The sequence below is a fragment of the Mesorhizobium sp. BR1-1-3 genome (assembly GCF_020165455.1).
Classification (GTDB): Bacteria; Pseudomonadota; Alphaproteobacteria; order Rhizobiales; family Rhizobiaceae; genus Mesorhizobium; species Mesorhizobium ciceri.
The window spans coordinates 430,079-450,577 of record NZ_JAIUIC010000003.1; the positions used below are offsets into that span (position 1 = coordinate 430,079).

General features: G+C 57.4%; 36 protein-coding genes. 24 read left to right on the plus strand and 12 right to left on the minus strand.

Annotation, left to right across the window (positions count from 1 at the left end; all coding sequences use genetic code 11):
- The first annotated feature begins 42 nt into the window (after window positions 1-42).
- Window positions 43-1,638, plus strand: a complete 1,596-nt coding sequence (locus LB559_RS09300; protein WP_224673869.1) for a right-handed parallel beta-helix repeat-containing protein — start codon at window positions 43-45, stop codon at window positions 1,636-1,638.
- Window positions 1,639-1,640: 2 nt separating this feature from the next.
- Here the strand turns inward: LB559_RS09300 and LB559_RS09305 are convergent, their stop codons facing one another.
- Window positions 1,641-2,972 carry a hypothetical protein gene (locus LB559_RS09305; RefSeq protein ID WP_224673870.1) on the minus strand — a complete coding sequence of 444 codons (1,332 nt, stop codon included), beginning with the start codon at window positions 2,970-2,972 and terminating at the stop codon, window positions 1,641-1,643.
- A gap of 239 nt (window positions 2,973-3,211) precedes the next feature.
- On the opposite strand from LB559_RS09305, the gene LB559_RS09310 reads away from it, so the two are divergent.
- The 21 genes from LB559_RS09310 to LB559_RS09405 all read left to right on the plus strand — a co-directional run bounded on the left by LB559_RS09310 (window position 3,212) and on the right by LB559_RS09405 (window position 13,506).
- A complete protein-coding gene (locus LB559_RS09310) occupies window positions 3,212-3,745 on the plus strand; it encodes a hypothetical protein (protein WP_224673871.1) in 534 nt (177 codons plus the stop codon).
- Window positions 3,746-3,818: 73 nt separating this feature from the next.
- Entirely contained in the window at window positions 3,819-4,016 is a 198-nt protein-coding gene (locus LB559_RS09315) for a hypothetical protein (RefSeq protein WP_224673872.1), read from the plus strand.
- Complete coding sequence (locus LB559_RS09320; RefSeq protein ID WP_224673873.1) at window positions 4,013-4,387, plus strand: hypothetical protein; 375 nt, start codon at window positions 4,013-4,015, stop codon at window positions 4,385-4,387. The genes LB559_RS09315 and LB559_RS09320 overlap by 4 nt, the downstream gene beginning before the upstream one ends.
- Window positions 4,388-4,948: 561 nt before the next feature.
- Complete coding sequence (locus LB559_RS09325) at window positions 4,949-5,161, plus strand: hypothetical protein (protein WP_224673874.1); 213 nt, start codon at window positions 4,949-4,951, stop codon at window positions 5,159-5,161.
- Between the two features lie 25 nt (window positions 5,162-5,186).
- Window positions 5,187-5,564, plus strand: coding sequence for a hypothetical protein (locus tag LB559_RS09330; RefSeq protein ID WP_224673875.1), 378 nt, complete (start codon window positions 5,187-5,189; stop codon window positions 5,562-5,564).
- 46 nt (window positions 5,565-5,610) lie between these two features.
- Complete coding sequence (locus LB559_RS09335; protein WP_224673876.1) at window positions 5,611-6,309, plus strand: serine protease; 699 nt, start codon at window positions 5,611-5,613, stop codon at window positions 6,307-6,309.
- Window positions 6,309-6,596 (plus strand): hypothetical protein, encoded by a 288-nt coding sequence (locus LB559_RS09340; RefSeq protein WP_224673877.1) that lies wholly within the window; start codon window positions 6,309-6,311, stop codon window positions 6,594-6,596. Before LB559_RS09335 ends, LB559_RS09340 begins: the two co-directional genes overlap by 1 nt.
- A complete protein-coding gene (locus tag LB559_RS09345; RefSeq protein WP_224673878.1) occupies window positions 6,593-7,066 on the plus strand; it encodes a hypothetical protein in 474 nt (157 codons plus the stop codon). Before LB559_RS09340 ends, LB559_RS09345 begins: the two co-directional genes overlap by 4 nt.
- Window positions 7,066-7,641 (plus strand): hypothetical protein, encoded by a 576-nt coding sequence (locus LB559_RS09350; protein WP_224673879.1) that lies wholly within the window; start codon window positions 7,066-7,068, stop codon window positions 7,639-7,641. Before LB559_RS09345 ends, LB559_RS09350 begins: the two co-directional genes overlap by 1 nt.
- Window positions 7,642-7,651: 10 nt before the next feature.
- Window positions 7,652-8,215 carry an RNA ligase family protein gene (locus LB559_RS09355; protein ID WP_224673880.1) on the plus strand — a complete coding sequence of 188 codons (564 nt, stop codon included), beginning with the start codon at window positions 7,652-7,654 and terminating at the stop codon, window positions 8,213-8,215.
- A 94-nt stretch (window positions 8,216-8,309) separates the two neighbouring features.
- Window positions 8,310-8,534 (plus strand): hypothetical protein, encoded by a 225-nt coding sequence (locus tag LB559_RS09360; protein ID WP_224673881.1) that lies wholly within the window; start codon window positions 8,310-8,312, stop codon window positions 8,532-8,534.
- Window positions 8,531-8,995, plus strand: coding sequence for a hypothetical protein (locus LB559_RS09365; protein ID WP_224673882.1), 465 nt, complete (start codon window positions 8,531-8,533; stop codon window positions 8,993-8,995). The genes LB559_RS09360 and LB559_RS09365 overlap by 4 nt, the downstream gene beginning before the upstream one ends.
- Window positions 8,996-8,997: 2 nt before the next feature.
- Window positions 8,998-9,186: a hypothetical protein gene (locus LB559_RS09370; RefSeq protein ID WP_224673883.1), complete on the plus strand. Its 189-nt coding sequence runs from the start codon at window positions 8,998-9,000 to the stop codon at window positions 9,184-9,186.
- Window positions 9,187-9,567: 381 nt separating this feature from the next.
- A complete protein-coding gene (locus tag LB559_RS32860) occupies window positions 9,568-9,693 on the plus strand; it encodes a hypothetical protein (protein ID WP_263499003.1) in 126 nt (41 codons plus the stop codon).
- Window positions 9,694-9,722: 29 nt separating this feature from the next.
- Entirely contained in the window at window positions 9,723-10,967 is a 1,245-nt protein-coding gene (locus LB559_RS09375; RefSeq protein WP_224673884.1) for a helix-turn-helix domain-containing protein, read from the plus strand.
- A 169-nt stretch (window positions 10,968-11,136) separates the two neighbouring features.
- Window positions 11,137-11,361, plus strand: coding sequence for a hypothetical protein (locus LB559_RS09380; protein WP_224673885.1), 225 nt, complete (start codon window positions 11,137-11,139; stop codon window positions 11,359-11,361).
- Window positions 11,361-12,065, plus strand: coding sequence for a hypothetical protein (locus LB559_RS09385; protein WP_224673886.1), 705 nt, complete (start codon window positions 11,361-11,363; stop codon window positions 12,063-12,065). The genes LB559_RS09380 and LB559_RS09385 overlap by 1 nt, the downstream gene beginning before the upstream one ends.
- 223 nt (window positions 12,066-12,288) lie before the next feature.
- Window positions 12,289-12,675, plus strand: a complete 387-nt coding sequence (locus LB559_RS09390) for a hypothetical protein (RefSeq protein WP_224673887.1) — start codon at window positions 12,289-12,291, stop codon at window positions 12,673-12,675.
- Window positions 12,675-12,923 carry a hypothetical protein gene (locus tag LB559_RS09395; RefSeq protein ID WP_224673888.1) on the plus strand — a complete coding sequence of 83 codons (249 nt, stop codon included), beginning with the start codon at window positions 12,675-12,677 and terminating at the stop codon, window positions 12,921-12,923. Before LB559_RS09390 ends, LB559_RS09395 begins: the two co-directional genes overlap by 1 nt.
- A complete protein-coding gene (locus tag LB559_RS09400) occupies window positions 12,920-13,315 on the plus strand; it encodes a DUF6378 domain-containing protein (RefSeq protein WP_224673889.1) in 396 nt (131 codons plus the stop codon). The genes LB559_RS09395 and LB559_RS09400 overlap by 4 nt, the downstream gene beginning before the upstream one ends.
- Window positions 13,312-13,506, plus strand: a complete 195-nt coding sequence (locus LB559_RS09405; protein ID WP_224673890.1) for a hypothetical protein — start codon at window positions 13,312-13,314, stop codon at window positions 13,504-13,506. The genes LB559_RS09400 and LB559_RS09405 overlap by 4 nt, the downstream gene beginning before the upstream one ends.
- 53 nt (window positions 13,507-13,559) lie before the next feature.
- On the opposite strand, the gene LB559_RS09410 is transcribed toward LB559_RS09405, so the two are convergent.
- Together LB559_RS09410 and LB559_RS09415 are read right to left on the minus strand one after the other, a co-directional pair.
- Window positions 13,560-13,943, minus strand: coding sequence for a hypothetical protein (locus LB559_RS09410; protein ID WP_224673891.1), 384 nt, complete (start codon window positions 13,941-13,943; stop codon window positions 13,560-13,562).
- Window positions 13,944-14,727: 784 nt separating this feature from the next.
- A complete protein-coding gene (locus LB559_RS09415; protein ID WP_224673892.1) occupies window positions 14,728-14,964 on the minus strand; it encodes a hypothetical protein in 237 nt (78 codons plus the stop codon).
- A 109-nt stretch (window positions 14,965-15,073) separates the two neighbouring features.
- Between LB559_RS09415 and LB559_RS09420 the strand changes: the two genes are divergently transcribed.
- Entirely contained in the window at window positions 15,074-15,949 is an 876-nt protein-coding gene (locus LB559_RS09420; RefSeq protein ID WP_224673893.1) for an RNA ligase family protein, read from the plus strand.
- Here the strand turns inward: LB559_RS09420 and LB559_RS09425 are convergent.
- The 9 genes from LB559_RS09425 to LB559_RS09465 all read right to left on the minus strand — a co-directional run bounded on the left by LB559_RS09425 (window position 15,946) and on the right by LB559_RS09465 (window position 19,600).
- A complete protein-coding gene (locus LB559_RS09425; RefSeq protein ID WP_224673894.1) occupies window positions 15,946-16,140 on the minus strand; it encodes a hypothetical protein in 195 nt (64 codons plus the stop codon). The two genes, LB559_RS09420 and LB559_RS09425, sit on opposite strands and share 4 nt — an antisense overlap.
- 220 nt (window positions 16,141-16,360) lie before the next feature.
- Entirely contained in the window at window positions 16,361-16,597 is a 237-nt protein-coding gene (locus tag LB559_RS09430) for a hypothetical protein (RefSeq protein WP_224673895.1), read from the minus strand.
- Window positions 16,575-16,781 carry a helix-turn-helix domain-containing protein gene (locus tag LB559_RS09435; RefSeq protein WP_224673896.1) on the minus strand — a complete coding sequence of 69 codons (207 nt, stop codon included), beginning with the start codon at window positions 16,779-16,781 and terminating at the stop codon, window positions 16,575-16,577. Before LB559_RS09435 ends, LB559_RS09430 begins: the two co-directional genes overlap by 23 nt.
- Before the next feature lie 3 nt (window positions 16,782-16,784).
- On the minus strand, window positions 16,785-17,255 hold the full coding sequence (locus tag LB559_RS09440) for a helix-turn-helix domain-containing protein (protein ID WP_224673897.1): 471 nt from the start codon (window positions 17,253-17,255) through the stop codon (window positions 16,785-16,787).
- A gap of 45 nt (window positions 17,256-17,300) precedes the next feature.
- On the minus strand, window positions 17,301-17,822 hold the full coding sequence (locus LB559_RS09445; RefSeq protein WP_224673898.1) for an AlpA family phage regulatory protein: 522 nt from the start codon (window positions 17,820-17,822) through the stop codon (window positions 17,301-17,303).
- A 1-nt stretch (window position 17,823) separates the two neighbouring features.
- Window positions 17,824-17,985, minus strand: coding sequence for a hypothetical protein (locus tag LB559_RS09450; protein WP_224673899.1), 162 nt, complete (start codon window positions 17,983-17,985; stop codon window positions 17,824-17,826).
- A gap of 758 nt (window positions 17,986-18,743) precedes the next feature.
- The gene (locus tag LB559_RS09455; protein ID WP_224673900.1) at window positions 18,744-19,124 is read right to left on the minus strand and encodes a hypothetical protein; all 381 of its coding nucleotides are present in this window, start codon (window positions 19,122-19,124) and stop codon (window positions 18,744-18,746) included.
- Between the two features lie 3 nt (window positions 19,125-19,127).
- Window positions 19,128-19,328: a hypothetical protein gene (locus tag LB559_RS09460; RefSeq protein ID WP_224673901.1), complete on the minus strand. Its 201-nt coding sequence runs from the start codon at window positions 19,326-19,328 to the stop codon at window positions 19,128-19,130.
- Window positions 19,325-19,600, minus strand: a complete 276-nt coding sequence (locus LB559_RS09465; protein ID WP_224673902.1) for a hypothetical protein — start codon at window positions 19,598-19,600, stop codon at window positions 19,325-19,327. The genes LB559_RS09460 and LB559_RS09465 overlap by 4 nt, the downstream gene beginning before the upstream one ends.
- Before the next feature lie 400 nt (window positions 19,601-20,000).
- Here LB559_RS09465 and LB559_RS09470 point away from each other — a divergent pair, with 400 nt between their 5' ends.
- Entirely contained in the window at window positions 20,001-20,459 is a 459-nt protein-coding gene (locus tag LB559_RS09470) for a MerR family transcriptional regulator (RefSeq protein WP_013533661.1), read from the plus strand.
- Window positions 20,460-20,499: the final 40 nt, after the last annotated feature.

The window sequence follows — 20,499 nt, forward strand, 5'->3', positions numbered from 1 at the left end:
CAGGCTCGCCTCGGCGGGCCTTCTTCATTTGAGGAGGCCTCCTTGGTCGACACCGCCAATAGCATCTTTCGCGACTATGTAATTGATGGCGTTCCTTCGTCTGGATCTAAAAAGCCCGAGAAGGCTAAAATCCGCGAGTGGGGAACCGATGTTGAGGCGACGCGCGCAAGGTACGTCGCTACGCGTGCCGCACTAAAGGCCTTAGACACTACAAGGGACACCATCGCCTGCCTAACAGAATCCGGCAGGGAAGGTGTATTCGTGTGGAGGGCGGGAGACTATTCCGTACAAATTGCAGCTGATGCGTCAGAAGGTGTTTATGTCAAAGCTACTGCGATCGCCGGTTCGGCCGGCGCTTGGGTTCGGGTTTTTAGCGGTGGTATAGACGAGTCTTGGTTTGGTGCCATTGGTGACGGGGTAACGGACGACACCATAGCACTGCAAGCTACACTCGCTCTCGCAAAAGCCCTGAAGGTCGCGTGGTGGCCGCGCGCAAGAACATATAAAACGACAGCCACGCTTGACGCGGGAACGATTGGGAACGCTGGCGGACTTATTATACGTGGGGCAAACCGGCAGCGAACGATCATCTCTGCTGCGCATTCCAATCCTATTCTGAGATTGGGTGGGAGTGCGGCCACGGCTTTTACTGAGCGCGTTTTGGTAGAGGACATCCAATTCTCTGCCTTTGCTGGCTCGACACCAAGCGCCGGCATCGAGTGTTGGGATATTGTGCATAGTACCTTCAATCGCGTGCTCGCAAAAGGGTGTACGGATGGCGTGAGGCTAAACGGCGGCATCGCCAATGTGCTAAACGACATCGAGGTTGAGGGGAATGTACGCGGGATATTTGCTACTTCATTCGTCTCCTCTGCTGGGGGTGGGTATCCAAATCACAATGTGGTGCGTGACAGCAAAATTAAAAATAATACGTCTTGGGGTATAGATTTTGCTAACGGCAACATGCTTGTCGTTGACGCGTGTGACATTGAGGGTAACGGAACCAACGGCGTTCCGCTGAGTGGAGCGATACGAGTCAGAAATGTCGGCACAGCAATCACCGCACCATATTCAACTGGAGCCTCGATTTCAGGCTGCTGGTTTGAAGCAAACTCAGGCGGCGGTGTGGTTATATTTAACAGCGGCCAGAACTCAATCAGAGATTGTCTGTTTGCGTTCAATGCGAATGCGACGTACGACATCTACTACGACACCGCTGTTGTACAAATAGTAAACACGCAACACCACACATCAAAAACACCTCATATCACAGACAATGGCCTGGCTGTTGTCTCGGGCAGTACGATTAATGGAGCTAAAGCTCCAGCGGGCGTAACCGCGAACATCACAGCAAACAGGCTTTACACCACAGTAGACGGCAATAGTCGTCTGGAGGGAACGGCAACATTCGACCCGGCAAGTTTGGCGGACGCAGCCGGCGTTACTACGACCGTGACGGTCACGGGGGCTGCGCTTGGCGACATGGCTATGGCGTCCTTCTCGCTGGCCTTGCAGGGTATTACGGTCACAGCATGGGTGAGTGCAGCGAACACAGTATCCGTCCGCTTCCAAAACGAAAGTGGCGGTGTGCTCGATCTTGCCAGCGGAACGCTCAAGGCATGGGTTCTCAAGTCTTAAAACTAACGCCCAGCAGACGCAGCAAAGATTGCAGCGGTCACGGAAGGCATAGCCGCCGCGCCGCGAATGGTCAGCGCGATAGATGCGTCATGTTCGTCGCCAAAGGTAAAAAACGCCAACCCGGCAAAATCCTGCCGGTGAGCGTTGTAAAAATCTATGTAACGCTGCGTCTCTTGGAAGGACCGAAGCTCGATTAACTTCTCGGGTTGGGCCGTTTCGACTCTGCCGCTCTTGTCGAATTCAACAAACCCGTTACCACTGCTCTCCCCAATCAGCAAAATCTCCGGTTTAGACGAGGACCGATCTATGGCCTGATGGAGAAGTCCGACTGTAGCCCGCATCCGGCAATTGAAGATGCTATCCAGCAGGGCTCTGTCGGATATCTGGGCGGTGGGGTCTTGAACGACGGGGCCGTCTCGAAAAAAAGACAGACGGCCCCGTATGCTGGACATCGTGGAATCTTTGAAAGATGAACACGCCGGCTCGTTGGTGTGCCGGGCAAACCATGCCAAGGAGCGATCATGCAGAGCATCCACCAGAAGCGTCGAGACGTAGAAGTCGAATGAAATGAAATCAACGCCATCTGGGATGCCGCCTTCGGCGTAGAGACTGCCCGCATTATCATAAGTGGTGAGCCTGGCTTTGCTGAATGCCTCGTCCCAACTCCTAAACTCCGGTTTGCCTATAAGACTGTCTCGGTAGGCTTCAACATCGACAACATAGCGATTGGCCGCTTCCGCGACCTCAGCGCCAAAACCAGCGTCGAATTCCGCAGCTGCGAAATTGACGCCAATGCGTGGCGATCGCACCCCGGAATTGACGAGAACCCCGCGGATCACCCGACTCGCGCGTTCAAGCTCGCTCTTCGACACACCGTTTAGGTATGGCTCATCCACGAGAAAGACCGCCTTTAGCTGGTCCTGGTATTCTGCCATCAGCTTCGCATATGGCGCCAGGGCGGTTCGGAGCGATTCGTCGCCAAGAATCTTACGGATCTTGATAGGCAGAACAGGTTGATACTTCTTGAGTCGCGTTGATCCATCCGGGGCTGCGTAAGTAACGGATAGATCGCCAGCACTGGCTTTTTTGGCAATCAGCGGTCCAAGATCGATCAAGAGGTCGGTCTTTGACTTCCGGGCTAGTTCAAAGCTGGTGCGAAGATTATCTATGTTCTCGGCATTGATGACCGCGAACTGAACCTTTCCGGCGAACTCTTGGTGCATTCCACTCGGAGAGAAGAAACCGATCTGCGGAGGGGCCGACGGCCAACCTGGCACCAAAAAACTTAGAACCGCCGCAGTACAGGCTACAATCGCCGTTGCTAGTTTCTTCATATGGAATACTTGATGACCATCCTTGGCAACCTCTCCCGCCTTATAAACCGCGCGCTAGGCGGCATCAAGGGCCAAACACTATGCGCTCGATTGGCAACTAGCCGACCCAACTGTTGGCTATGCCGCTGGCTAGAGTGGGTCGAGCCTGCGCACTGTGCCAAGGAATTAGCCCGATGGGAGCGCCGAGGCACTTACGCAGCCAAGCGGCTGCGGTGGGGTTGACACAAGAGGACACAACAATGAACCTCGATATTGGCTGCACGCGCTTGCTGATAGGCAAGTGCGGCGAGCAGCATCTATTGCGCAATCAGGCCGCCTATCTACTTGCCACGGCGTGGCACGAGACCGGCCACACCATGCAGCCCATCCATGAGCGAGGCGCGGTTTCGTACTTCTACAAGTATGAGCCAGGCACTTCTATCGGCAGGCGGCTGGGCAACGTCAACAAGGGCGACGGTTACCTGTTTCGCGGTCGCGGCTTTGTGCAGATCACTGGCCGGCGTAATTACACGTTCTCGAGCGCCAAGCTTGGCGCGGATTTCGTCGGGAATCCGGAACTTGTGCTGAATCCTGATCACGCTGCGGACATCATCGTCCTTGGTATGAAGTCTGGCTGGTTCACAGGCAAGAAGCTTGGCGACTATGTGACGCTGCAACAGTCGCTGTTTATTCCGGCTCGCCGCATCATAAACGGCACGGACTGCGCGTCTTTGATTGCAGGCTACGCGGTCGGCTACGATGCTGCACTAAAGGCTATCGGCTATGGCGGGTAGCATACCGGAAAAGCCAGGCCGAACCTTCAGCAAGAGGCTGGTGGTTGTGTGTGTAGCGCTCGCATGGGCGATCATGTTCTATGCCGTCTACTCCACGCAGGCCACGGTCGCGGTCGCAGGCTTTACGTTCATTGCGGGCATCGGTGGCGCATATATGGGCGTCGGCCATATGGATCTTCGCCAGTTGCTAGCCGCGCTTAAGCCGACGCAGGACTACGGCGCGGTCATGCCGCCCGACCCGCCGCCAATCGAAATGAGGGACGCACAATGAAATGGCTTAACCCCGCAACGGGCGGCTGGGGCACGGTGATTGTGTATGGTCTGCTTGCCGCCGCTATCGCTGGCGCATTCGGCTGGACCTATCACGCAGGCTACTCTTCGGCAGCCACATCATGGCAACTAAAGTACGACAAGCGCGAAGTCGCTATTACCGCGGCGACCAACGCCGAAATCAGCCGCCAGGCACAAGCCAACGCGCTGGCCAAAGCGCTCGAGGCCAAGCGGATTGAAGAACTGGCGGCCGCCAACGCTGCTTTGGAAGCCCACATCAAGGAACTCTCAGATGAAGCGAACGCTGACCCTGATCGTGATCGCGTTTGCCTGTCTGACGGCAGCGGGTTGCGTATCGACTCAGTCCATTAAGGTATTGCCTCCGCCGACACTGAGTGAGCCTGACTCGCGGCTGGTGACGGCTTGTCTTGGCCCGGTTCGCTTGCCGAAGGGGCAACTGACGCAGAAGGATGTGGAGCGCCTGTGGATCTCCGATCGCAAGGCGCTGATTGAGTGCGGGCGCCGAAGCAAGGCGCTGCGTGATTTCTACGCTGAGCGGGACGCCGCTGTCCGTGGCGGGCAGAAGAAATGATTGGCGAGGTTGTTCAAGAGCGTGTGACCACTGGCATAGCCGCAGCCGCCACCACTAATGTTCTTTGGCTTCCATACATTCAGGACGGCGCGTCTCTCGCCTTGACCGTCCTTGGTATCGTGTGGCTTGCTGTTCAAATTTATTACAAAGTTTGGCGCGGCAAGTAGCCGCCCAAAAACCTACCCGAAAATACCCAAGCCCGTCAGCCGAAAGGTTGGCGGGCTTTTTTGCGTTCGGGGCTTAGATATGCCCATTTACCTTTTCAGTTGACAAGAAATGCAAATGGGCATATTGTTGAGGATAGTAATTAGCGAATCGGCATAGCGCCAAAGGGGACTTCAATGAAGCTTTTCAGCAAGCCGTCCGTTGACGGCGCCATCGCAAGCATCATGAGCGGCATCTCGCACTTGGAAAAGGCGATTGCACACCAGGGCAAGCGCGCCGCCGCAGAGCTAGACAACATCAAGGCCGCTGAGGAAGCTCACGATACTGCGGCGGCTGAAGTCCTCCGCGCCACTCGCATCAAGGCGAAGTTGGAAGAGTTGGTCGCTTAAGGGCGAAAGCAAGGAGGGCCGCACCATGAAGAAACTCATTCTAGCCGCCATGCTTGGCCTAGCCGCATTGGCAGGCTGTACCGACGCGGACATTGCGTCTGCCAATCTGTCGAAGGCGGCCGACTACTTCAACATCAACCGCCGCATCGTTTTCTATAACGGCATTACCGGCGATTACATGCTTACCATTGAGGGCAAATGCTCTCTTGGGAATGCCGACACGTCCAAGCAGTTAACCGTGACATGCAAGACGGGCGCGAGCGCCTATAAGAAGCACTTCCTCGGACTGTCCGACAACGTGACCTACTTCGTGGAGCAGTTGGAAGACGCTAACATCAGCGCCTACCACTACAAGGTTGTCTTCAAGCCTCTGTCTATCATTCCTGATATCGACATCAAGTAGCGCCTGTCGCCTACCGCCACCACCAAACAACACAAGGGGAACACCAATGCGCATTCTTGCCGCCACCCTTCTTGCTGCCTCTTGCTTGGCTACTGTGGCCGCTGCGGGGTGTGCGGCTGGTACGATTGACCCTGTCACAACGAGCGCCGTTGGCGATGGGTGCGGTCTGATGTGCCCACCGCCTCCCGCCTCGTCGGTGGTTCGCATTGACCTCAGCGGCGGTGGTCACGGCTCAGGCGTGTACATCGGCAATGGCGTCATTCTCACGGCTGCGCATGTGGCCAAAGGCGAGAAGATGGTCATGGTGAAGATGGACAACGGCACGGTCCAATCTGCAGACGTACTTTGGGTGAATGAGGCTTACGACGTTGCCGCTCTGGCGCCAGTTCATCCAAATCAGATGTCACCTTCGCCGCTCTCGTGCCGAACGCCGACCGTAGGTGACGCCATCGTTGCTGCGGGCAGTCCCGGCGACAATGACAATCTCTACATTCCCGGCAAGATTGCAGGCAACGAGCGCAGCAATGCCGTTTGGAAGTCGGTCGTTGTTGGCAACGTCACGGCTGGCCACGGCATTAGCGGCGGCGGTGTCTTTAATGATGCTGGAGAGGTGGTCGGCATCCTTGTCGGCGGAGCGCTCGACTACACGCCGGATCCAGTCGACGGCAAGTTCGATCTGACGTCGATGGGGTTGGCTTTCATTGTGCCGGGTTCGGCGGTCTGTGGCTTGCTTGGGAGGGTGTGATGGCTAAGATTGCCAAGGGAACTATTCTCTCATTCTGCGGCGGCGAGTGGAGCGACAGGTGGACATCCGGTCCATACAATGTCCTGCAAGACTTCGACCAGAAGGAGGTTGTTGACCGCTGTCGTTCGGAGTTCGTCAAGGCTTACGAGTGGCACGAGCCTTCCGAGGATGGCTTTGCGGCGTGGCTTGAACTGAACCTCTACATCGAGGACGTGCCAGAATCGTACAGTTGGTACGTAGGCTCATATGGTGACTTCACTCCTACCATTGCGGACGAAAAGCCATGACCATCGCCAAACTCTACATCATCAACTTTGCCGGCGCCTGCTTAGTTGCGTGGGCGTGGTTGAGCGGCTCACTACATCATTTCTCTGGCCACGCAATCGTCTACGTGCTTCTGGCTGTGTTCGCTTACGGCGTAGTCGCATCGTTCGTCTCGGCTCGCCGCATAGCCAAGGCAACAAGCCAGACCATTGATGCCGTGCTGGTTCGATCTGAACATCTAGACCTTGTCGTCAAGGCACTCTTCATTCTGGCCGTTATCGGAACCGGCTACGGGATATCCGCTGCGTTTAGCTCCGTGAGCGCAGACGCTATGGCGACACCAGAAGGTGCAAGGGCGGCTGGCGGGTCGATGCTTTCCGGCGCTGGTACCGCATACGGATCCTCTGTTGTCGGACTATCGCTTGCTCTGTGGTCGATGATTAATGTTCGCATTGTGCGCACGGCTGGAGCGCTCCGCGCAGGTGAACTCTAATGACCAAGCGAGCGGATAACGCCGATGACTGGCTGTGGACATATGCCGACGTCTTGCTTCTGTCGTTCTTCGGTATGTGCGTTCTGGCGTTTGTTGCGCTGGCCAGTATCAACCCGCCAACAAAGGCTACCACTGAAAACGTGCCGCCACCCGGAGACATAATGATCTGCATGACGTGGCAGGGTCACAATGATTTAGATTTGTGGGCAACGGCACCAGGGCAGGATATTGCGACCGGCTACAGCCACAAGGGAGGCAAGGTGCTCGACCTTGTTCGCGACGATCTCGGCATGGATGACAACGAGCCTGTAAGGCAGGAATGCCAGTTCGGGCGCGGTCTGCCTGATGGTCGTTATATAGTGAACGTCCACGGCTATGCGGTTTTGGATAAAGCCGCCCGCGTCAGAGTTGAAGTACGCATGGGCGACGGCCTGCAGTTGGTTGTGCCGCCTTTCAATCTCGACATCCGCTCCAAGCAAGAGCGCACCGTTGTGCAGTTTAGGCTGGCTGGTGGGCGAGTGGTGTCTGGTAGCCTTAACAGCGTTTATGTGCCGCTCCGTTCGGCGGGCAAATAGGGAGGATTTGATGGAAAATTCTATCGGGCTTGATGTCTCTAACGACAACTTCATCCCCTTCCCGAAGATCCCGCGCCTTAAGCGTGGCTGCGTCATCACAGAGAAGATCGACGGCACGAATGCACAGGTAGTCGTCGGCGAAGACGGGTCAGTCCGCGCCGGAAGCCGCAACAGGTGGATTACGCCAGAGGACGACAACTTTGGCTTTGCGCGATGGGTGGCTGAACACGCGGACGGACTTCGCGAACTCGGCCCCGGTCAGCACTTTGGCGAGTGGTGGGGTCTTGGCATTCAGCGCGGCTATGGACTTCATGAACGGCGATTTTCGCTGTTCAATGCTGGCCGGTGGGGTGGCGAACGGCCTGCGTGCTGTGGCGTTGTTCCCGTGCTTTATGCTGGCGACTTCTCGACTGATGCTGTCGATGAAACCATGCGCAACCTGAAGGCAACGGGTAGCTATGCGGTGCCGGGCTTCTTTAGTCCAGAGGGCATCATCGTCTACATGACGGCGGCTCGCCACACCTACAAGGTGCTTGCCGAGAATGACGACGTGGCGAAGGGAGAGGCCGCATGACAGCCTTCCTAATCTACATCGCCGTTGTGGCGGTTGTCATGACCATCTTCATCATTGTCGGCAACCGCATGCTCGGCCCGCAGGAGCCATTGGAATGATTATTGCACTCGCAATTGTTGCCGGCTTAACAACTCTCGGCGCCGGCATATTCGCCGTGTTCGCTTTAGGCGGGTTTGTCTTAGAGTTCTGTATGGGCAGCCAATGGTGGGCCACACCAGCGTGGATGGCCATCGGGTTCATGGTATTGGTGCCAATGTTGTTTGGCTCATTCGCGCTGTCGGTCTACGCCTTCTTTCTTATTTCTGGCGTACACCCATGACCGCCGCCGACATCTTCGCTACTGCCTACGCCCACACAACGCCCGCCACGGCATGCCTGGCGCTAGCGCTAGCGCTTAGCGCGTTCGCCTACGGTGCATTGCGGCGCTGGACGACCGTGGCGCTGCTGCCCGCCTCTATGGCCGCCGTAGCCGTGGTGGTGCTTAGCTTGGGCAGACCGCTGCCAATGGTGCCACCACCCGGTGATTATCAGGTGTTGGGCGCGGACATTCAGGTCGACCGCTACATCGACGTTTTGCTTAAGGGCGATGGCGACGCCACGCTTTACCGCTTGCCGTACACCAACGGCCAGGCCAGCGCCTTGCAAGAGGCTATGGACGGCGAGGGTGGTGCGTCGGCAAGCGTGGGTGAGGATGGCGGCGTGGCTTATGACGGCGAGCCGCCAGTTCAAGGCGAAGAGGCGAAAACGCCGGAAGTGCCTGCTTATAGCGTGGGAGGTTGAAGATGACCGACTGGCTGAAAGACCTTCTAGGCATCAATCGCTATGTCCTGGCGTGGGATTTTATTGCGGGGCGAGGAACCCATCTCAAAGGGCGAGACTCGCGAAGCGACACCAAGTTCTACGCGCAGCGGCTAGCCAGCGGCATGAACAAAATCTACGGCGCCGGCACCCATTGGATTGAGCGTGTCTAGCATCTCCATCAACGACTACATCCGCCTACCCGAATGGCCTTACTGCTGGCCGGTTGTTGCTAAAGCCCGCGGGCTTGTATGGCTCGCGGACGCAAGGGGCGGCGTCTGGTCTTACGGCGAAGCTTTGAATTGGGACAAGGAGACTGACGATGAGCGTTGCGAGAGAGAAAGACGGCAACGAAGAGGGTTGGATTGAGTGGCGTGGCGGGATGATGCCAGTCGGACCTGACGTTTTGGTGGATACGAAGTGGGGTGAAGGTGGATTCGAATTGGGCAACCCCGCTAGCACTTGGATATGGAGTAACGGCGGTCGACCATACTTCGGCTCAATCATTGCCTACCGCATCCATAAGGAATCCTGAGATGGTGAACTTCCGATACATGGACATCGCTGGCTACCTTTTGGGCGGCGCCGGGGGCAGCCTGATTTCGCATCAGCCGCTAACGGGCATCACGGTGGCGCTGGCCGGCTTGTTCATTCTGCTTTCAGAAGTCAAGGAATCCTGATTTTGCCAACTCCTCCCACAGAAAACGCCGTGCTTATTGCCACGCACGCCGCGTACCTTGCAAATGACAAGAACCAATCTGCAACCGCGAAGGCGCTTGGTGTGTCGCGCGAGACCGTGCAGCGGCATTTACGGCAAGCCGCAGAGCGGGGGCTGCTTTCGCTGGATCCTGTCATGCCAGGCTTTGCAATCAAGTCAGTCGCCTCAAAAGTTGATGGCGCGTGGGTTAAGCAGGTCAAGGAGGCCGGGGAGGAATACGCCACTCCGCCAGGCATGATCATCAAGAAGCGGTCGGTTCTGTCCGGCGCTGATAACCGCGTCCTGCTGACTTGGAACAAAGAAGACACCGCCGCGCAGGCGACGCTGGACATCATGTCAGCCGCGTTAGTCGCCTTCAAGGAAGAGATTCCGCGTGCGACTGCACTGCTTGGGCCGACCTACACCCGAGAAGATTTGCTCAATCAGTTTGTCGTGACCGACAATCATTTCGGCATGCTGTCTTGGCGCGAGGAGACCGGCGCCGACTACGACCTACGGATCGCCGAACAACTTCTGCTCGATTGGTTCGCTGCGGCCATAGCGCAGGCACCAGAGGCCCACACTGCTATCCTGGCTCAGCTTGGCGACCTTATGCATCACGACGCCCTAGAGAGCGTCACGCCAGCCCACAGGCACGTCCTCGATGCGGACAGTCGCCTACAGAAAGTTATCCGGGTGGTCATCCGCACCATTCGCCGGATTATCGACATGCTCCTGCAATCGCATCAGCATGTTCATGTCGTGATGGCGTCTGGCAATCATGATCCGGCCTCGTCGGCGTGGCTGCGCGAGATGCTTGCGACCATGTACGAGGACGAGCCGCGCATCAGCGTGGATAACAGCCCGTCGCTTTATTATGCCTACGAGTGGGGGCAAACCGGCCTCTACTATCACCACATGCACAAGCGCGGCGTTAAGGATATCGACCGGACGTTCGCAGGCATGTTCCGCGAGATGTTCGGTCGCTGCCGCTACAACTATGGCCATGGTGGGCATAGGCACAGCGACGAGGTCATTGAGACGCCACTGATGATCGTAGAGCGGCATCAGACCCTAGCCGCACCAGATGCGCACTCCGCAGGCGGCGGATGGCTGTCCGGAAGGTCAGCTAAGCGCGTGACGTACTCAAGGCAGTTTGGCGAAGTCGGGCGCGATGTGCTGCGACCTGAGATGGTGCTGGGTGCCTCTCGCATGCAGGCCGCGAATGACAACTCCCCCATGGAGCAAGCAGCATGAAGTATCTCCTCATCCTTGCCATGCTCACTGCCTGTACCACCGTGCCCGACAATCCGTGCCGCATGTCGAACATGACTGCGGCGCAATTGGAGCGCGCGTTTGTAGAGGGGTGTGGGTTGTGAAGATAGATCGAATGATTTTGCCAGCAACAACGAGGAGAACGGAACCCATGGACATCGTCGGTACGCTTAAGAACGCCTATCGCGTAGCGCCTGGAATGGATCCGCGTGCACCATGCCTTCACGGTCAGGTGTACGGCGATACGAAAGGCCGCTTCCGTGATGGAACGTGGATCACCACCAGCACTATCATGTCCGAAGAAGGTAACGAATTTCGGACTCGCTTCTCGGCTTACCGCGTGGTGAGTTGGGCTGACGACAAGGTGGCGGCATAATGGACAAGGCAAGCGCCTACCTGTCCAAATCTTGGGACTCCATAGCCCGCCGCTATGTCGAGCACGACACGACGACGCAGGAGACTTTTGGGCCGTATGTCGACGCTGCCGGCGTTGATATCCCGAGCGGACACGCCAACGACAACTTGCGCACGGTTGCTGACGCAACACAGCGCAAGGGCGATTGGATGCAGACGTTCAGCGGCTTTCAGTTCTGGCCACTTGATCCACGCGCAGAAGAAATCCACATCGTAGACATCGCGCACGCGCTATCGATGCAGTGCCGGTATGCGGGCCACTGCCGCAAATTCTACTCGGTGGCTGAACATTCCGTGCACCTTGCGCGGTTGGTATCACCGGTCAACGCCATGTGGGCACTCCTGCACGATGCCAGCGAGGCTTATCTAGTCGACGTGCCGCGCCCTGTGAAGCCGTTTCTGACTGGCTACAAGGCGGCAGAGGCCAAGGTCATGGCTGCGGTGTGCGAGCGGTTCGGATTGCCGCCAGAAATGCCGGTAGAGGTGCACAAGGCGGACGGTGCCATAATCGGCGACGAGCGTGCCAACATGGCACCTTGCGTTGCGCCTTGGTACTCGACTGGCGGGCCGCTTGGTATTCGGCTGCAATACTGGACGCCAGCCGAAGCCGAGGCGGAATTCCTGGCAGCGTTTTGGGAGTTGCAAAAGATGGGGGTGGCGGCGTGAGTGGTATTCCGGAGGATATCCAGAAGACAGCATTAGATATGGCGAGACGTGGATATTGGGACGGTCTTTCCAGTCAAGACATTGCCAAAGCCATTCTTGCCGAGCGAAAACGGTGTGCTGACATTGCCGATGGATTCCACCACACGCTCGTAAGTCGTGGCTCCGGCAGACGTGCGGCGGTCGCTTGGGACATTAGAGAAGCCATCAATTCAGGTGATCAGCCATGACCGCCCGACACGACCTATACCCCGGCGTCGAGGTAATCTGCATTGACTCCAAGACGCCGCCGCATGTGACGATACCTCTCCCGATCGAAGAGGGGAAAACTTATGTGCTGCGTTGGGTCGGGCCATACAACAGTTACGTTGACGGCGAGTTCATCGGTGTGCGGCTTGAAGGTGTTGAGCGCGGCGTGTGCCCGACCTACGGCCATGACGACCCGCCTTTCAATGCCAGGCGCTTTCGTCCCTTGGTCAAGGATCCGCTGGCCGTGTTTCGGCGAATTGCAGTGGATCCGGAATTTAAGCCGAGCGGCGAAGAAGGTCCGGTGCGCGGCAAGCCTGTGCGCGAGGGTGCGCCGAAACGTAAGGTGAAGGAGGAGGTGGAGTGATGGCGAGACTGTTGACCGTGATTGACCTAAACGATTGGGCGCTTCTGTTTGATGACGAGCGCCTAGTGGACCAAAGCCATTCCTTTAGTGTCGGCAATCTCGTCCAGCGCGCGCGCTGCGAGCCTGTCTATCTACAAAGGATTTGCGCCGATGGCAGCAAGCTTGACGAGCAATTGCAGGAAGACGGTGAAGCGTCGTTAGACATGACGTTGACCGAGGCGCGCGCGATGTGCGGGAGGCCGGCATGACCGCGCTCGCCTACGACCCTTGGGGCGGCCACACAGTAGAGGATGCATTCATGTCACCAGCCACCAAAGACTCCTTCTGCGACCGCGTGCTTACCGTGGACACCGACGTCAAGGCGGCCATTGCTGACGATGCCAAGCGCATTGTGTCAGGCGCACGCCGCTCGGCCTACGGCAAGCCGGAAGACAACTTTGAGCGGATTGCGAAGTTTTGGCAGGCGTATTTTGAGAACACGGGCCGCACAGAAGCCAAGGTGACGGCGGCCGATGTCAGCCCATTGATGAGATTGATGAAGGAAGCGCGCCTGTGCGAGACGCCAGACCATCGCGACAGCTTCGTTGATTTGGTCGGCTATACGCTTACAGGCGCTGAGATAAACAGGGTGGCGGCGTGATTGAGGCGGATGAAATCATAGACCGCTATCGCAAGGCATATGAGGCCGCCAACGGCAAGCCTGCAGAAAAGGTCGAATACCGCAAAGGCTGGTTTGTGTGGTCTGGACGTTTCGGCATGAGGAAGCGCAAGGCCGACATGGTCTATATGACAGGGACGCTCCTGTGGCGCGCTTCTGGCGGCTACGCCTAGAGTCCAAAATCTTTATACAAACTTCTTACAGCCGCCCTTCGGGGCGGCTTTTTCTATTTCTGCGATGCCTTAGACGGCACCAACTCGCCCTTGGCATTCCGACGCCGCCGCGTTTTCTTTTCTCCTGCAGCCTTTGGCACCAGCGACTCCGCACTAGGCGCTCGCAGTATCATGCCAGGCACGAACATGCCGTCGCCGCGGCTAAAGCCTTCTGCTACGCGCTTGGGCAGCAGGTCGTTATCGTGAAGCCATTTGATATCAGCCACGACGCGCTCTATCCGTGTGGCAGCCTCTGCGGCCAGAGCCTCTTTGGCGGCAACCTCCGCCCTACGCCGACGCTCGCGCGCGGCCATCTCTAGTTCGGCCTGCCGGCGCTCAAACTCAGCGTCGCTTATCTCGAGCAATTCGGGGCGGAGTTTGTCGATAGTGGCGGCCATGCACGGTCCCTCGATTGTGTGCATGGCCTATAGCTTGCTACGGCAAGCCTTGCAAGCGGCTGGCGGGCCGCCGGCGCTACTGGCCGGGACACATGCCCGTATTAAACAGCAAGCAGTCGTGACATGGCCCGGTACCCGGCACCACGTCGACCAGGCATTCGCCTAGCATAGTCTTGTCCCTATTCGGATCCACGGTTGCGAACGATCGCACTCCGTATATTTCAGCGCCTCTACCGGAAAGCACCCTGCTTAGAACGAGTGACGGCATGCTCTGGTCTTTATGCGATATGCATTGGCCTACTCGAAAGCGCCACCCGCTACATTCGGTACAGTCTACTTCCTTTTCGTTTTTCGATCCCGTCGTCGCTATCAGTTCAGTAGCGATCGGCATTGCCATATTACCCATAATTTTCCCAAACCCTTTACGTTGGAGCACTGTCCCTTTTCTTTTGTGGCGCAGAGCGCCAGTCCGCATCTCAATGCTTCGTCGGCAGCCGTCGTTAGGGCGCGGCAAGCCGGGAGTTGATAACCCGTTGAGAACGAGCCGGAGGCTTTTGGCCGCTGGCCGTAGCCAGGCGTGCTTGGACATAGCGCACCGCTCCCGGCCAAAGCCAGGTGATGCGCCGCTGCCAAGCAGGCGCATATTTCGGCGCCTGTCTCGCGCCTATCTCAATCCGGGTTATCAAGCCCAATTACACCCTGTTATATTTGCGGAGTATGCGCAAGGGCTAATTGGTCGGACCAGACTTGCTTTTGAGATGTACCCCGGAAGCCACCCTTACAGTTAAGGAGCGGCTAATGCGAAGATGCGATTGTGATACTTGTTTGAGCATTTGGTGCAGCGGACGAAACGCGCAGCAAAACGCAGATAGGCTTCCTGTGAACGCTTTTGTAAATGCTCGCGATCTACCGGTGCCTCATGCCCGCAGCAGCCACAGCGGGCGGCCAGTGCAACGGCTGGCGGAATGTCATCAAAGCGGACTTCGTAGTAGACCTTGCCGGTGAGCGCTGAGAGTTCCATATTTCCGATGGTATCTCAGCGCGGAATAAATTCCTAGTGTACGATTTAGCTAAAATGCGCGGAACAGAATCCGCAGCGGCGCCTTGAGTCACGTTGTTGGAGTTCGCGTATGCAAAGAGTGCCAGCCAGGGATCGGCTCAAGTTCATCCAGCCGCAGTTGCCGCGCTTGGTGGAAGAGCCGCCCACAAGCGACGACTGGATCCACGAAATCAAGTACGACGGCTACCGAACTCAGGTCATCTTGGATTGGGACGGCGCCAGAGCCTATACAAAGACCGGCATAGATTGGACGTCGCGGTACTGGCCGATTGTGACCGCTGCGGAGGCGCTTGGTGCGCGCTCGGCCATCCTCGACGGCGAGGTGATCGCACCAACGGCTAGCGGCGCTCCGGACTTCCATGCGCTGCGATCAGCAATGGCTTGGAATGCTGAGCGGTTGGCGTTCGTGGCGTTCGATTTGCTCCACCTGGACGGCAAGGATTTGCGTCCGCTGCCCGTGGTGGAGCGCAGGGCCATGCTATGGGATTTGGTGAGGCCAGCAGACGGCATCATTCAATTCAGCCAGCACGTCGAAGGTGGCGGCGCTGAGTTCTTCCATGGCGTAGAAAAGTTGGGTCTCGAGGGCATGGTCTCCAAGCGCCGGGGAAGTCCATACCGCAGTGGCGAGTCGGACGCGTGGCTGAAGATCAAATGCTATGAGTTTTCGGAAATGGATCTGCTTGGCGTCAAACGCGAGCATGGCAAGCCTGCGATGGCCCTAATGGGGCAGGGCGGGAAGTATGCAGGCTCTGCATTCATTACTCTGCCCAAGGAAATCCGCGAACGCCTATGGAAGCGCGTTCAGGCCGGCCGCAAGGCACCTGTGGGCGCTCCGTCCGTGGCTGGCGTCGAATGGCTCAAGCCTGGCATCAAGGCGCGGGTGAAGCATCTGCGCGGCGAGGCCAAGCTACGGCACGCGTCGGTTAAGGGCATTGTGGAGGATTAGGGGCGCTCGATGAATGCGGGTATTTCGTCGCTGCCGTCCGGCTGGGCGATAAGGGCGCGTACTATGTCATGGACATACGGCCCGGCATATGGCTCTGCCTCCAAGACGATACGCGCCGCCTCCCTGATGACTTCTCGCCGCGCAGCCTCCGCAGCACCCATGTAGTTCGCCCACATGGCGTCGGCTTCCATACCGGAGTTTCCGCCCACTTCTTGATTTTGTGATCCGCCAACGCAGACAATGAGGCGCCGATTCCGCAAGGTCCGATGATCGCGATGAAGAGAAAGAAGCAAACGTCGCCGCGTGTGATTACGCGACGTTTCGCTTTGTCGGCCTGCCACAAAGACCAGAAATTGAAGACGCCAAAGGCGACGTAGACCGCAGCGCCCAAAAATAGCCAATAAGCCATCTTCACTTCCCTCCGCGCGCAAGCGCAAGTGCGGCGTCGATCTTTCTAAGCCCGCTGCGGTCGTCCAGTACGGCACCGTCAAGCATACGCTTCGCCTCCTCCAGCGCAGCCACGAGCGCGTCGATGGTGTCGGCGGCTTCTAATTGCAGTGATGGCGGCGACAGGAATGCACGACCGCCCTTTGGTTTTAACTCCTCCCGCTTAGCGCGCAATCTCTCACTTACCGTTCCCACCTTCATCCTCCATCATCTCTTTCGCCAACCCAACCCCGTACCGTTCGATGTAGGCGAGCAGGCGGGCGACGGGTGGTGTGAGTACGCCGGTACGTTCCGCCTTGTACCAACCCTGCCGCGTGACGCCTATCAGTTGCGCCATGGCGGCAACCGATAGGCCGAGCGTGGCGCGGTGTTCGGCTGGGGTCATGCGTTAGGCGGCCGCAACAATACCGCCGTCAACGCGCGTCTCGCCGCGCAGGGCAAGACGCACATCGGCATCGAGTGAATCCAACTGAATCTGAGCATTGGATAGCGCTACGTATGGCGTCCATCCGTGCCCCACAGCCGTTGCGCCGACTCCACTTGTTTTCAGTTGCTCGCTCGCAATCTCGACACGATAGTGTTTCGTGCGCGATGAATGAACGTCAAGTGGCTGGATGGAGATGGCCATCCCGGCCCGGACTATGTTAGCCGCAGCTTCATTGAATTTTTCGCGGTCAAGTGATTCTAACTTTGCGTATGCTTCATCAAGTATCGGCGCCCACTGCGCCTCGACGCCGGTCCATAGTTTGCGATTCTCTAGGCGCTCAAGAACGGTCACAGATAATCCGCTAACCTCTGAGAGCTTCTCAATGGTGAGTCCGGCGCGTTCGCGATCTCTGCGAAAGGTTCTGAAACTCATTATCGAACTATATTCCATATCCTAGTTCCTTCTGTTGGGTAGTAGTTATGCCGCCACACCAGTGGCCTGCAAAGCATTCATCCATGTGCGGATGTCCGATTCTTTCCACCGGACACAGGACGGGGAAAGCACAAATGGGCGAGGAAATGTTCCGGCTTCAATACGTCGATAGATAGTTGAACTTCCAAGCGCAACGATCCTCATAACCTCCTTAAGCCGAAGGAATGAATCGATTCCGTCTACGGCGGGCACCCATTGCGCTGCAACTGGCGCGTCGTTGTCAGATTTCGATGAAGTCCGAACATGCTCCCGGATAGTAGGCATCTGAGATTTATTATAGATTGGCATTTCAGTGCGGATGGCTAACTCCTCAGCTGCAACCGCCAATTCCCGCGTCTCGAACTTCTCAATCGTGATATCGCTGACATCTTGAAACCACGGCTTATCCTTCATGTGCTGTTGCATACGGGTCAACGCGCTGACAGATATCCCCACATAAAGCAGCCGACCGCGCATGTCATAGAAGCGATAGAGGTCAGTAGCCAGCGCTGCCAGATCGCGTCCCATGTCACTTCACCTCAACCAGCGCGGACTGCGCTATCTCTGCGGCCTTAACAAACGCGTCAATTGAGCCGCGTTCGTAATCATTGCTGCCCAGAAGCGTCAGTCCGTTCATGTTGGCGATGCGCTCCAGCGCCGCCTTCATGGCGTCAACCTGTTTCTGTGTCATGCGAGTCACCTCCATTTCTGATGACCTTTATGTAAACTAAGTTGTCGCCAATGTCAACTAGGTTTACACGATTATTCTCTGCGGCACTTGACTCCACTTGTCTCCGTTCTTATTTCGTTCTATGCGCAATTGGTCCACCACTCAAGAGCTTGCGGCAATGATCCTAGCGCGCAGTCACGCCGGCAAGACGGTGCGACTCAATCCAGAGACAGCGTACTTAGTCGGCCTGCGGCTCATGACCGCCGACACCAAGCCAACGCGCGACGAGGTAGCGCGCATGATCTGTGACTCCAAGTGCGAGCGACTCTGCGTTCCATGCACGTTCAAAGCCAACGCGATTGTGCGAGCTTACGGGCAGGGGCACCCAACAGCGACTAACCCTATTTCCGCTCCGGAAACTCCGTGACGCGACCGTTCTTGCCGAATGTCTTCTTTAGCCCGGTGGCTTCCGCTTTGTCGTAGGTTGACAGAACGTGACGCCACACTGACGGCGGCTCAAATTTGTCGACCACATAGAGTATGCGGCCGGTCGGTTGTTTGGGCTTGCGGGGAGGCATATCATTCACCCTCCATCATCTCTCGCGCCAGTTCCGGCCCGTACCGCTCGATGTAGGAGAGCAGGCGGGCTACGGGTGGTGGAACCTTAAGGTCGCCACGAACGTAGCGGCGGCAAGTCCTGCCATCAATTCCCAACAGCCGCGCTGCGGCTAGTTGGGAGATATCTAGGCGCTCGATTGCGGCTCGGAATGCGGTTGGCGTCATGCCGCTGTGCGCATTTCGGATGCGGCAATGGCACCGAAAATCAACTCCAGAGCATCGTCAACCTTGTCGGCATTTGCTCTAATCCAGTCGGCAAGCACACGTTGGCGCTCGGCTCTCTCTGCATGCGTCCTGCCGAATTGAATACCCTGCGAAGCCTGATCGTCGAGAACCGCCTCCAATGGGGTCGCGATGGCCTTCAGCGCAGCAAGCATGATAGGCGCCGCCGCAACCAGTCCTGCGTCCTCATCTGGATTGAATGACTGCAAACGAATGCAAAGAATACGGTTGCCGTCTTCGCCGAACGCCGAAATCTGTTTGTGCGCGCCGTCGACCTGAATGTCCTCGACAATCCATGGGCCGCTCGTGACTTCCGACATCTTTCAATCCTCCGTGGTCAAGTACGACCAGTCAGTCTTACCAATCCGAACGCCCATGACACTATCGCCGCGGGCGTTCTTCTTTATGGCGTAGGCGTCGATCGACTTGGAGTCGAGAAGCCGCTGCGCGTCAGAGGCTAAGGCGCGCATTCCGAAGGGAAACGGGTACGCCTTGGCCTCTTCAATGTTGTGTGTCGTGTTCATGCTGCGCGCGCCGTCTGAATTGCGATGCCATAGAACGCATCAAGCGCGCGCTCGGCCGCCTCTTTGGTTGCGAAGCCGCCATACCGCGTGGCGGCGCCAGGCAGATGGCGAACGCGCGGATATCCCTGCGCCCTGATTTCCGGCATCCAATGGCCAAACGAGCCATCGTAATAAACGTCGAACGCCGTACGAGGCAGCGTGCTCACGGAATGAAAGCGCTGCGGATAGCCGTTGCCGCCCGTGTCAATGAACTTTTCCGGTGTCTGGTTCATGGCGAATCTCCTTGTTCCGATGAACCATATATAGGGCGACGCGCCCTAGGTCGTCAAGCCCTAATTTGTACGCATAACGCGCACCCGTAACGCGCCATAACGCTGGCTAGCGATTTCAATGGCTTGCATGTCGAATCCGTAAACAACGCGTTAACCAAACTTAAGAAATCGAAAGGATGTTGGCTGCCGGCCTGACGGTGCGGCATAAAGGGCGGGGCGCAGAACGCCCTTGCGTCATCCTGCGGCAATCGGTATAGAATTGACGTAAACGTAAAAGGCGCATTGAGCGCATGTTTGCGATTTGTTTGTTGAAACCACGACTGGAAGCAGGCCCCCGCTTCCAGTCAGGCGACGCATGGTCCAGGACCGCGACGCCACCAGACGGGGAAAGCCAGTGACCATGAAGCTTATCTCGGCCGGCGAGACCGCGGCCAATACCAATATGTCTGCCGAAGCCGGCGAGGACCTCGTCCGCATCGGCGAGATGGCGAAGAAATATGGAGTGACGCTGCGCACGCTGCGTTTCTACGAAGACAAGGGCCTGCTCAACCCGCAGCGCGACGGTTCGACCCGTCTCTACACGCGCCGCGACAAGGCCCGCCTCAAGCTGATCCTGCTTGGCCGCAAGGTCGGATTCTCGCTGCGCGACGTCAAGCAGATGATGGATCTCTACGATCCGACCGGTTCAAACACCAAGCAGCTCAAGCTTGCGCTGGATAAGTCGGAAAAGCAGCTTGCCCGCCTGCAGAAGCAACGGGCGCTGATCGACGACGCCATCAACGAACTCAGCGGCTCGATGTCGGCGGTGCGCCAGATGCTGAGCGAGCGTTCGGCGCCGCAGGCGAGCGCCGCCAGCTGAAGCAATTCCGTCAGGAATTGCGCCAGACACCAAGTCGTCT

What these genes read in the sequence shown, in the direction of transcription:
- LB559_RS09305 (WP_224673870.1), bottom strand. Translation starts at nt 2,972, where the DNA reads ATGAAGAAACTAGCAACGGCGATTGTAGCCTGTACTGCGGCGGTTCTA.
- LB559_RS09310 (WP_224673871.1), top strand. Translation starts at nt 3,212, where the DNA reads ATGAACCTCGATATTGGCTGCACGCGCTTGCTGATAGGCAAGTGCGGC.
- LB559_RS09315 (WP_224673872.1), top strand. Translation starts at nt 3,819, where the DNA reads ATGTTCTATGCCGTCTACTCCACGCAGGCCACGGTCGCGGTCGCAGGC.
- LB559_RS09320 (WP_224673873.1), top strand. Translation starts at nt 4,013, where the DNA reads ATGAAATGGCTTAACCCCGCAACGGGCGGCTGGGGCACGGTGATTGTG.
- LB559_RS09325 (WP_224673874.1), top strand. Translation starts at nt 4,949, where the DNA reads ATGAAGCTTTTCAGCAAGCCGTCCGTTGACGGCGCCATCGCAAGCATC.
- LB559_RS09330 (WP_224673875.1), top strand. Translation starts at nt 5,187, where the DNA reads ATGAAGAAACTCATTCTAGCCGCCATGCTTGGCCTAGCCGCATTGGCA.
- LB559_RS09335 (WP_224673876.1), top strand. Translation starts at nt 5,611, where the DNA reads ATGCGCATTCTTGCCGCCACCCTTCTTGCTGCCTCTTGCTTGGCTACT.
- LB559_RS09340 (WP_224673877.1), top strand. Translation starts at nt 6,309, where the DNA reads ATGGCTAAGATTGCCAAGGGAACTATTCTCTCATTCTGCGGCGGCGAG.
- LB559_RS09345 (WP_224673878.1), top strand. Translation starts at nt 6,593, where the DNA reads ATGACCATCGCCAAACTCTACATCATCAACTTTGCCGGCGCCTGCTTA.
- LB559_RS09350 (WP_224673879.1), top strand. Translation starts at nt 7,066, where the DNA reads ATGACCAAGCGAGCGGATAACGCCGATGACTGGCTGTGGACATATGCC.
- LB559_RS09355 (WP_224673880.1), top strand. Translation starts at nt 7,652, where the DNA reads ATGGAAAATTCTATCGGGCTTGATGTCTCTAACGACAACTTCATCCCC.
- LB559_RS09360 (WP_224673881.1), top strand. Translation starts at nt 8,310, where the DNA reads ATGATTATTGCACTCGCAATTGTTGCCGGCTTAACAACTCTCGGCGCC.
- LB559_RS09365 (WP_224673882.1), top strand. Translation starts at nt 8,531, where the DNA reads ATGACCGCCGCCGACATCTTCGCTACTGCCTACGCCCACACAACGCCC.
- LB559_RS09370 (WP_224673883.1), top strand. Translation starts at nt 8,998, where the DNA reads ATGACCGACTGGCTGAAAGACCTTCTAGGCATCAATCGCTATGTCCTG.
- LB559_RS32860 (WP_263499003.1), top strand. Translation starts at nt 9,568, where the DNA reads ATGGACATCGCTGGCTACCTTTTGGGCGGCGCCGGGGGCAGCCTGATT.
- LB559_RS09380 (WP_224673885.1), top strand. Translation starts at nt 11,137, where the DNA reads ATGGACATCGTCGGTACGCTTAAGAACGCCTATCGCGTAGCGCCTGGA.
- LB559_RS09385 (WP_224673886.1), top strand. Translation starts at nt 11,361, where the DNA reads ATGGACAAGGCAAGCGCCTACCTGTCCAAATCTTGGGACTCCATAGCC.
- LB559_RS09390 (WP_224673887.1), top strand. Translation starts at nt 12,289, where the DNA reads ATGACCGCCCGACACGACCTATACCCCGGCGTCGAGGTAATCTGCATT.
- LB559_RS09395 (WP_224673888.1), top strand. Translation starts at nt 12,675, where the DNA reads ATGGCGAGACTGTTGACCGTGATTGACCTAAACGATTGGGCGCTTCTG.
- LB559_RS09400 (WP_224673889.1), top strand. Translation starts at nt 12,920, where the DNA reads ATGACCGCGCTCGCCTACGACCCTTGGGGCGGCCACACAGTAGAGGAT.
- LB559_RS09410 (WP_224673891.1), bottom strand. Translation starts at nt 13,943, where the DNA reads ATGGCCGCCACTATCGACAAACTCCGCCCCGAATTGCTCGAGATAAGC.
- LB559_RS09415 (WP_224673892.1), bottom strand. Translation starts at nt 14,964, where the DNA reads ATGGAACTCTCAGCGCTCACCGGCAAGGTCTACTACGAAGTCCGCTTT.
- LB559_RS09420 (WP_224673893.1), top strand. Translation starts at nt 15,074, where the DNA reads ATGCAAAGAGTGCCAGCCAGGGATCGGCTCAAGTTCATCCAGCCGCAG.
- LB559_RS09425 (WP_224673894.1), bottom strand. Translation starts at nt 16,140, where the DNA reads ATGGAAGCCGACGCCATGTGGGCGAACTACATGGGTGCTGCGGAGGCT.
- LB559_RS09430 (WP_224673895.1), bottom strand. Translation starts at nt 16,597, where the DNA reads ATGAAGGTGGGAACGGTAAGTGAGAGATTGCGCGCTAAGCGGGAGGAG.
- LB559_RS09435 (WP_224673896.1), bottom strand. Translation starts at nt 16,781, where the DNA reads ATGACCCCAGCCGAACACCGCGCCACGCTCGGCCTATCGGTTGCCGCC.
- LB559_RS09440 (WP_224673897.1), bottom strand. Translation starts at nt 17,255, where the DNA reads ATGAGTTTCAGAACCTTTCGCAGAGATCGCGAACGCGCCGGACTCACC.
- LB559_RS09445 (WP_224673898.1), bottom strand. Translation starts at nt 17,822, where the DNA reads ATGGGACGCGATCTGGCAGCGCTGGCTACTGACCTCTATCGCTTCTAT.
- LB559_RS09450 (WP_224673899.1), bottom strand. Translation starts at nt 17,985, where the DNA reads ATGACACAGAAACAGGTTGACGCCATGAAGGCGGCGCTGGAGCGCATC.
- LB559_RS09455 (WP_224673900.1), bottom strand. Translation starts at nt 19,124, where the DNA reads ATGTCGGAAGTCACGAGCGGCCCATGGATTGTCGAGGACATTCAGGTC.
- LB559_RS09460 (WP_224673901.1), bottom strand. Translation starts at nt 19,328, where the DNA reads ATGAACACGACACACAACATTGAAGAGGCCAAGGCGTACCCGTTTCCC.
- LB559_RS09465 (WP_224673902.1), bottom strand. Translation starts at nt 19,600, where the DNA reads ATGAACCAGACACCGGAAAAGTTCATTGACACGGGCGGCAACGGCTAT.
- LB559_RS09470 (WP_013533661.1), top strand. Translation starts at nt 20,001, where the DNA reads ATGAAGCTTATCTCGGCCGGCGAGACCGCGGCCAATACCAATATGTCT.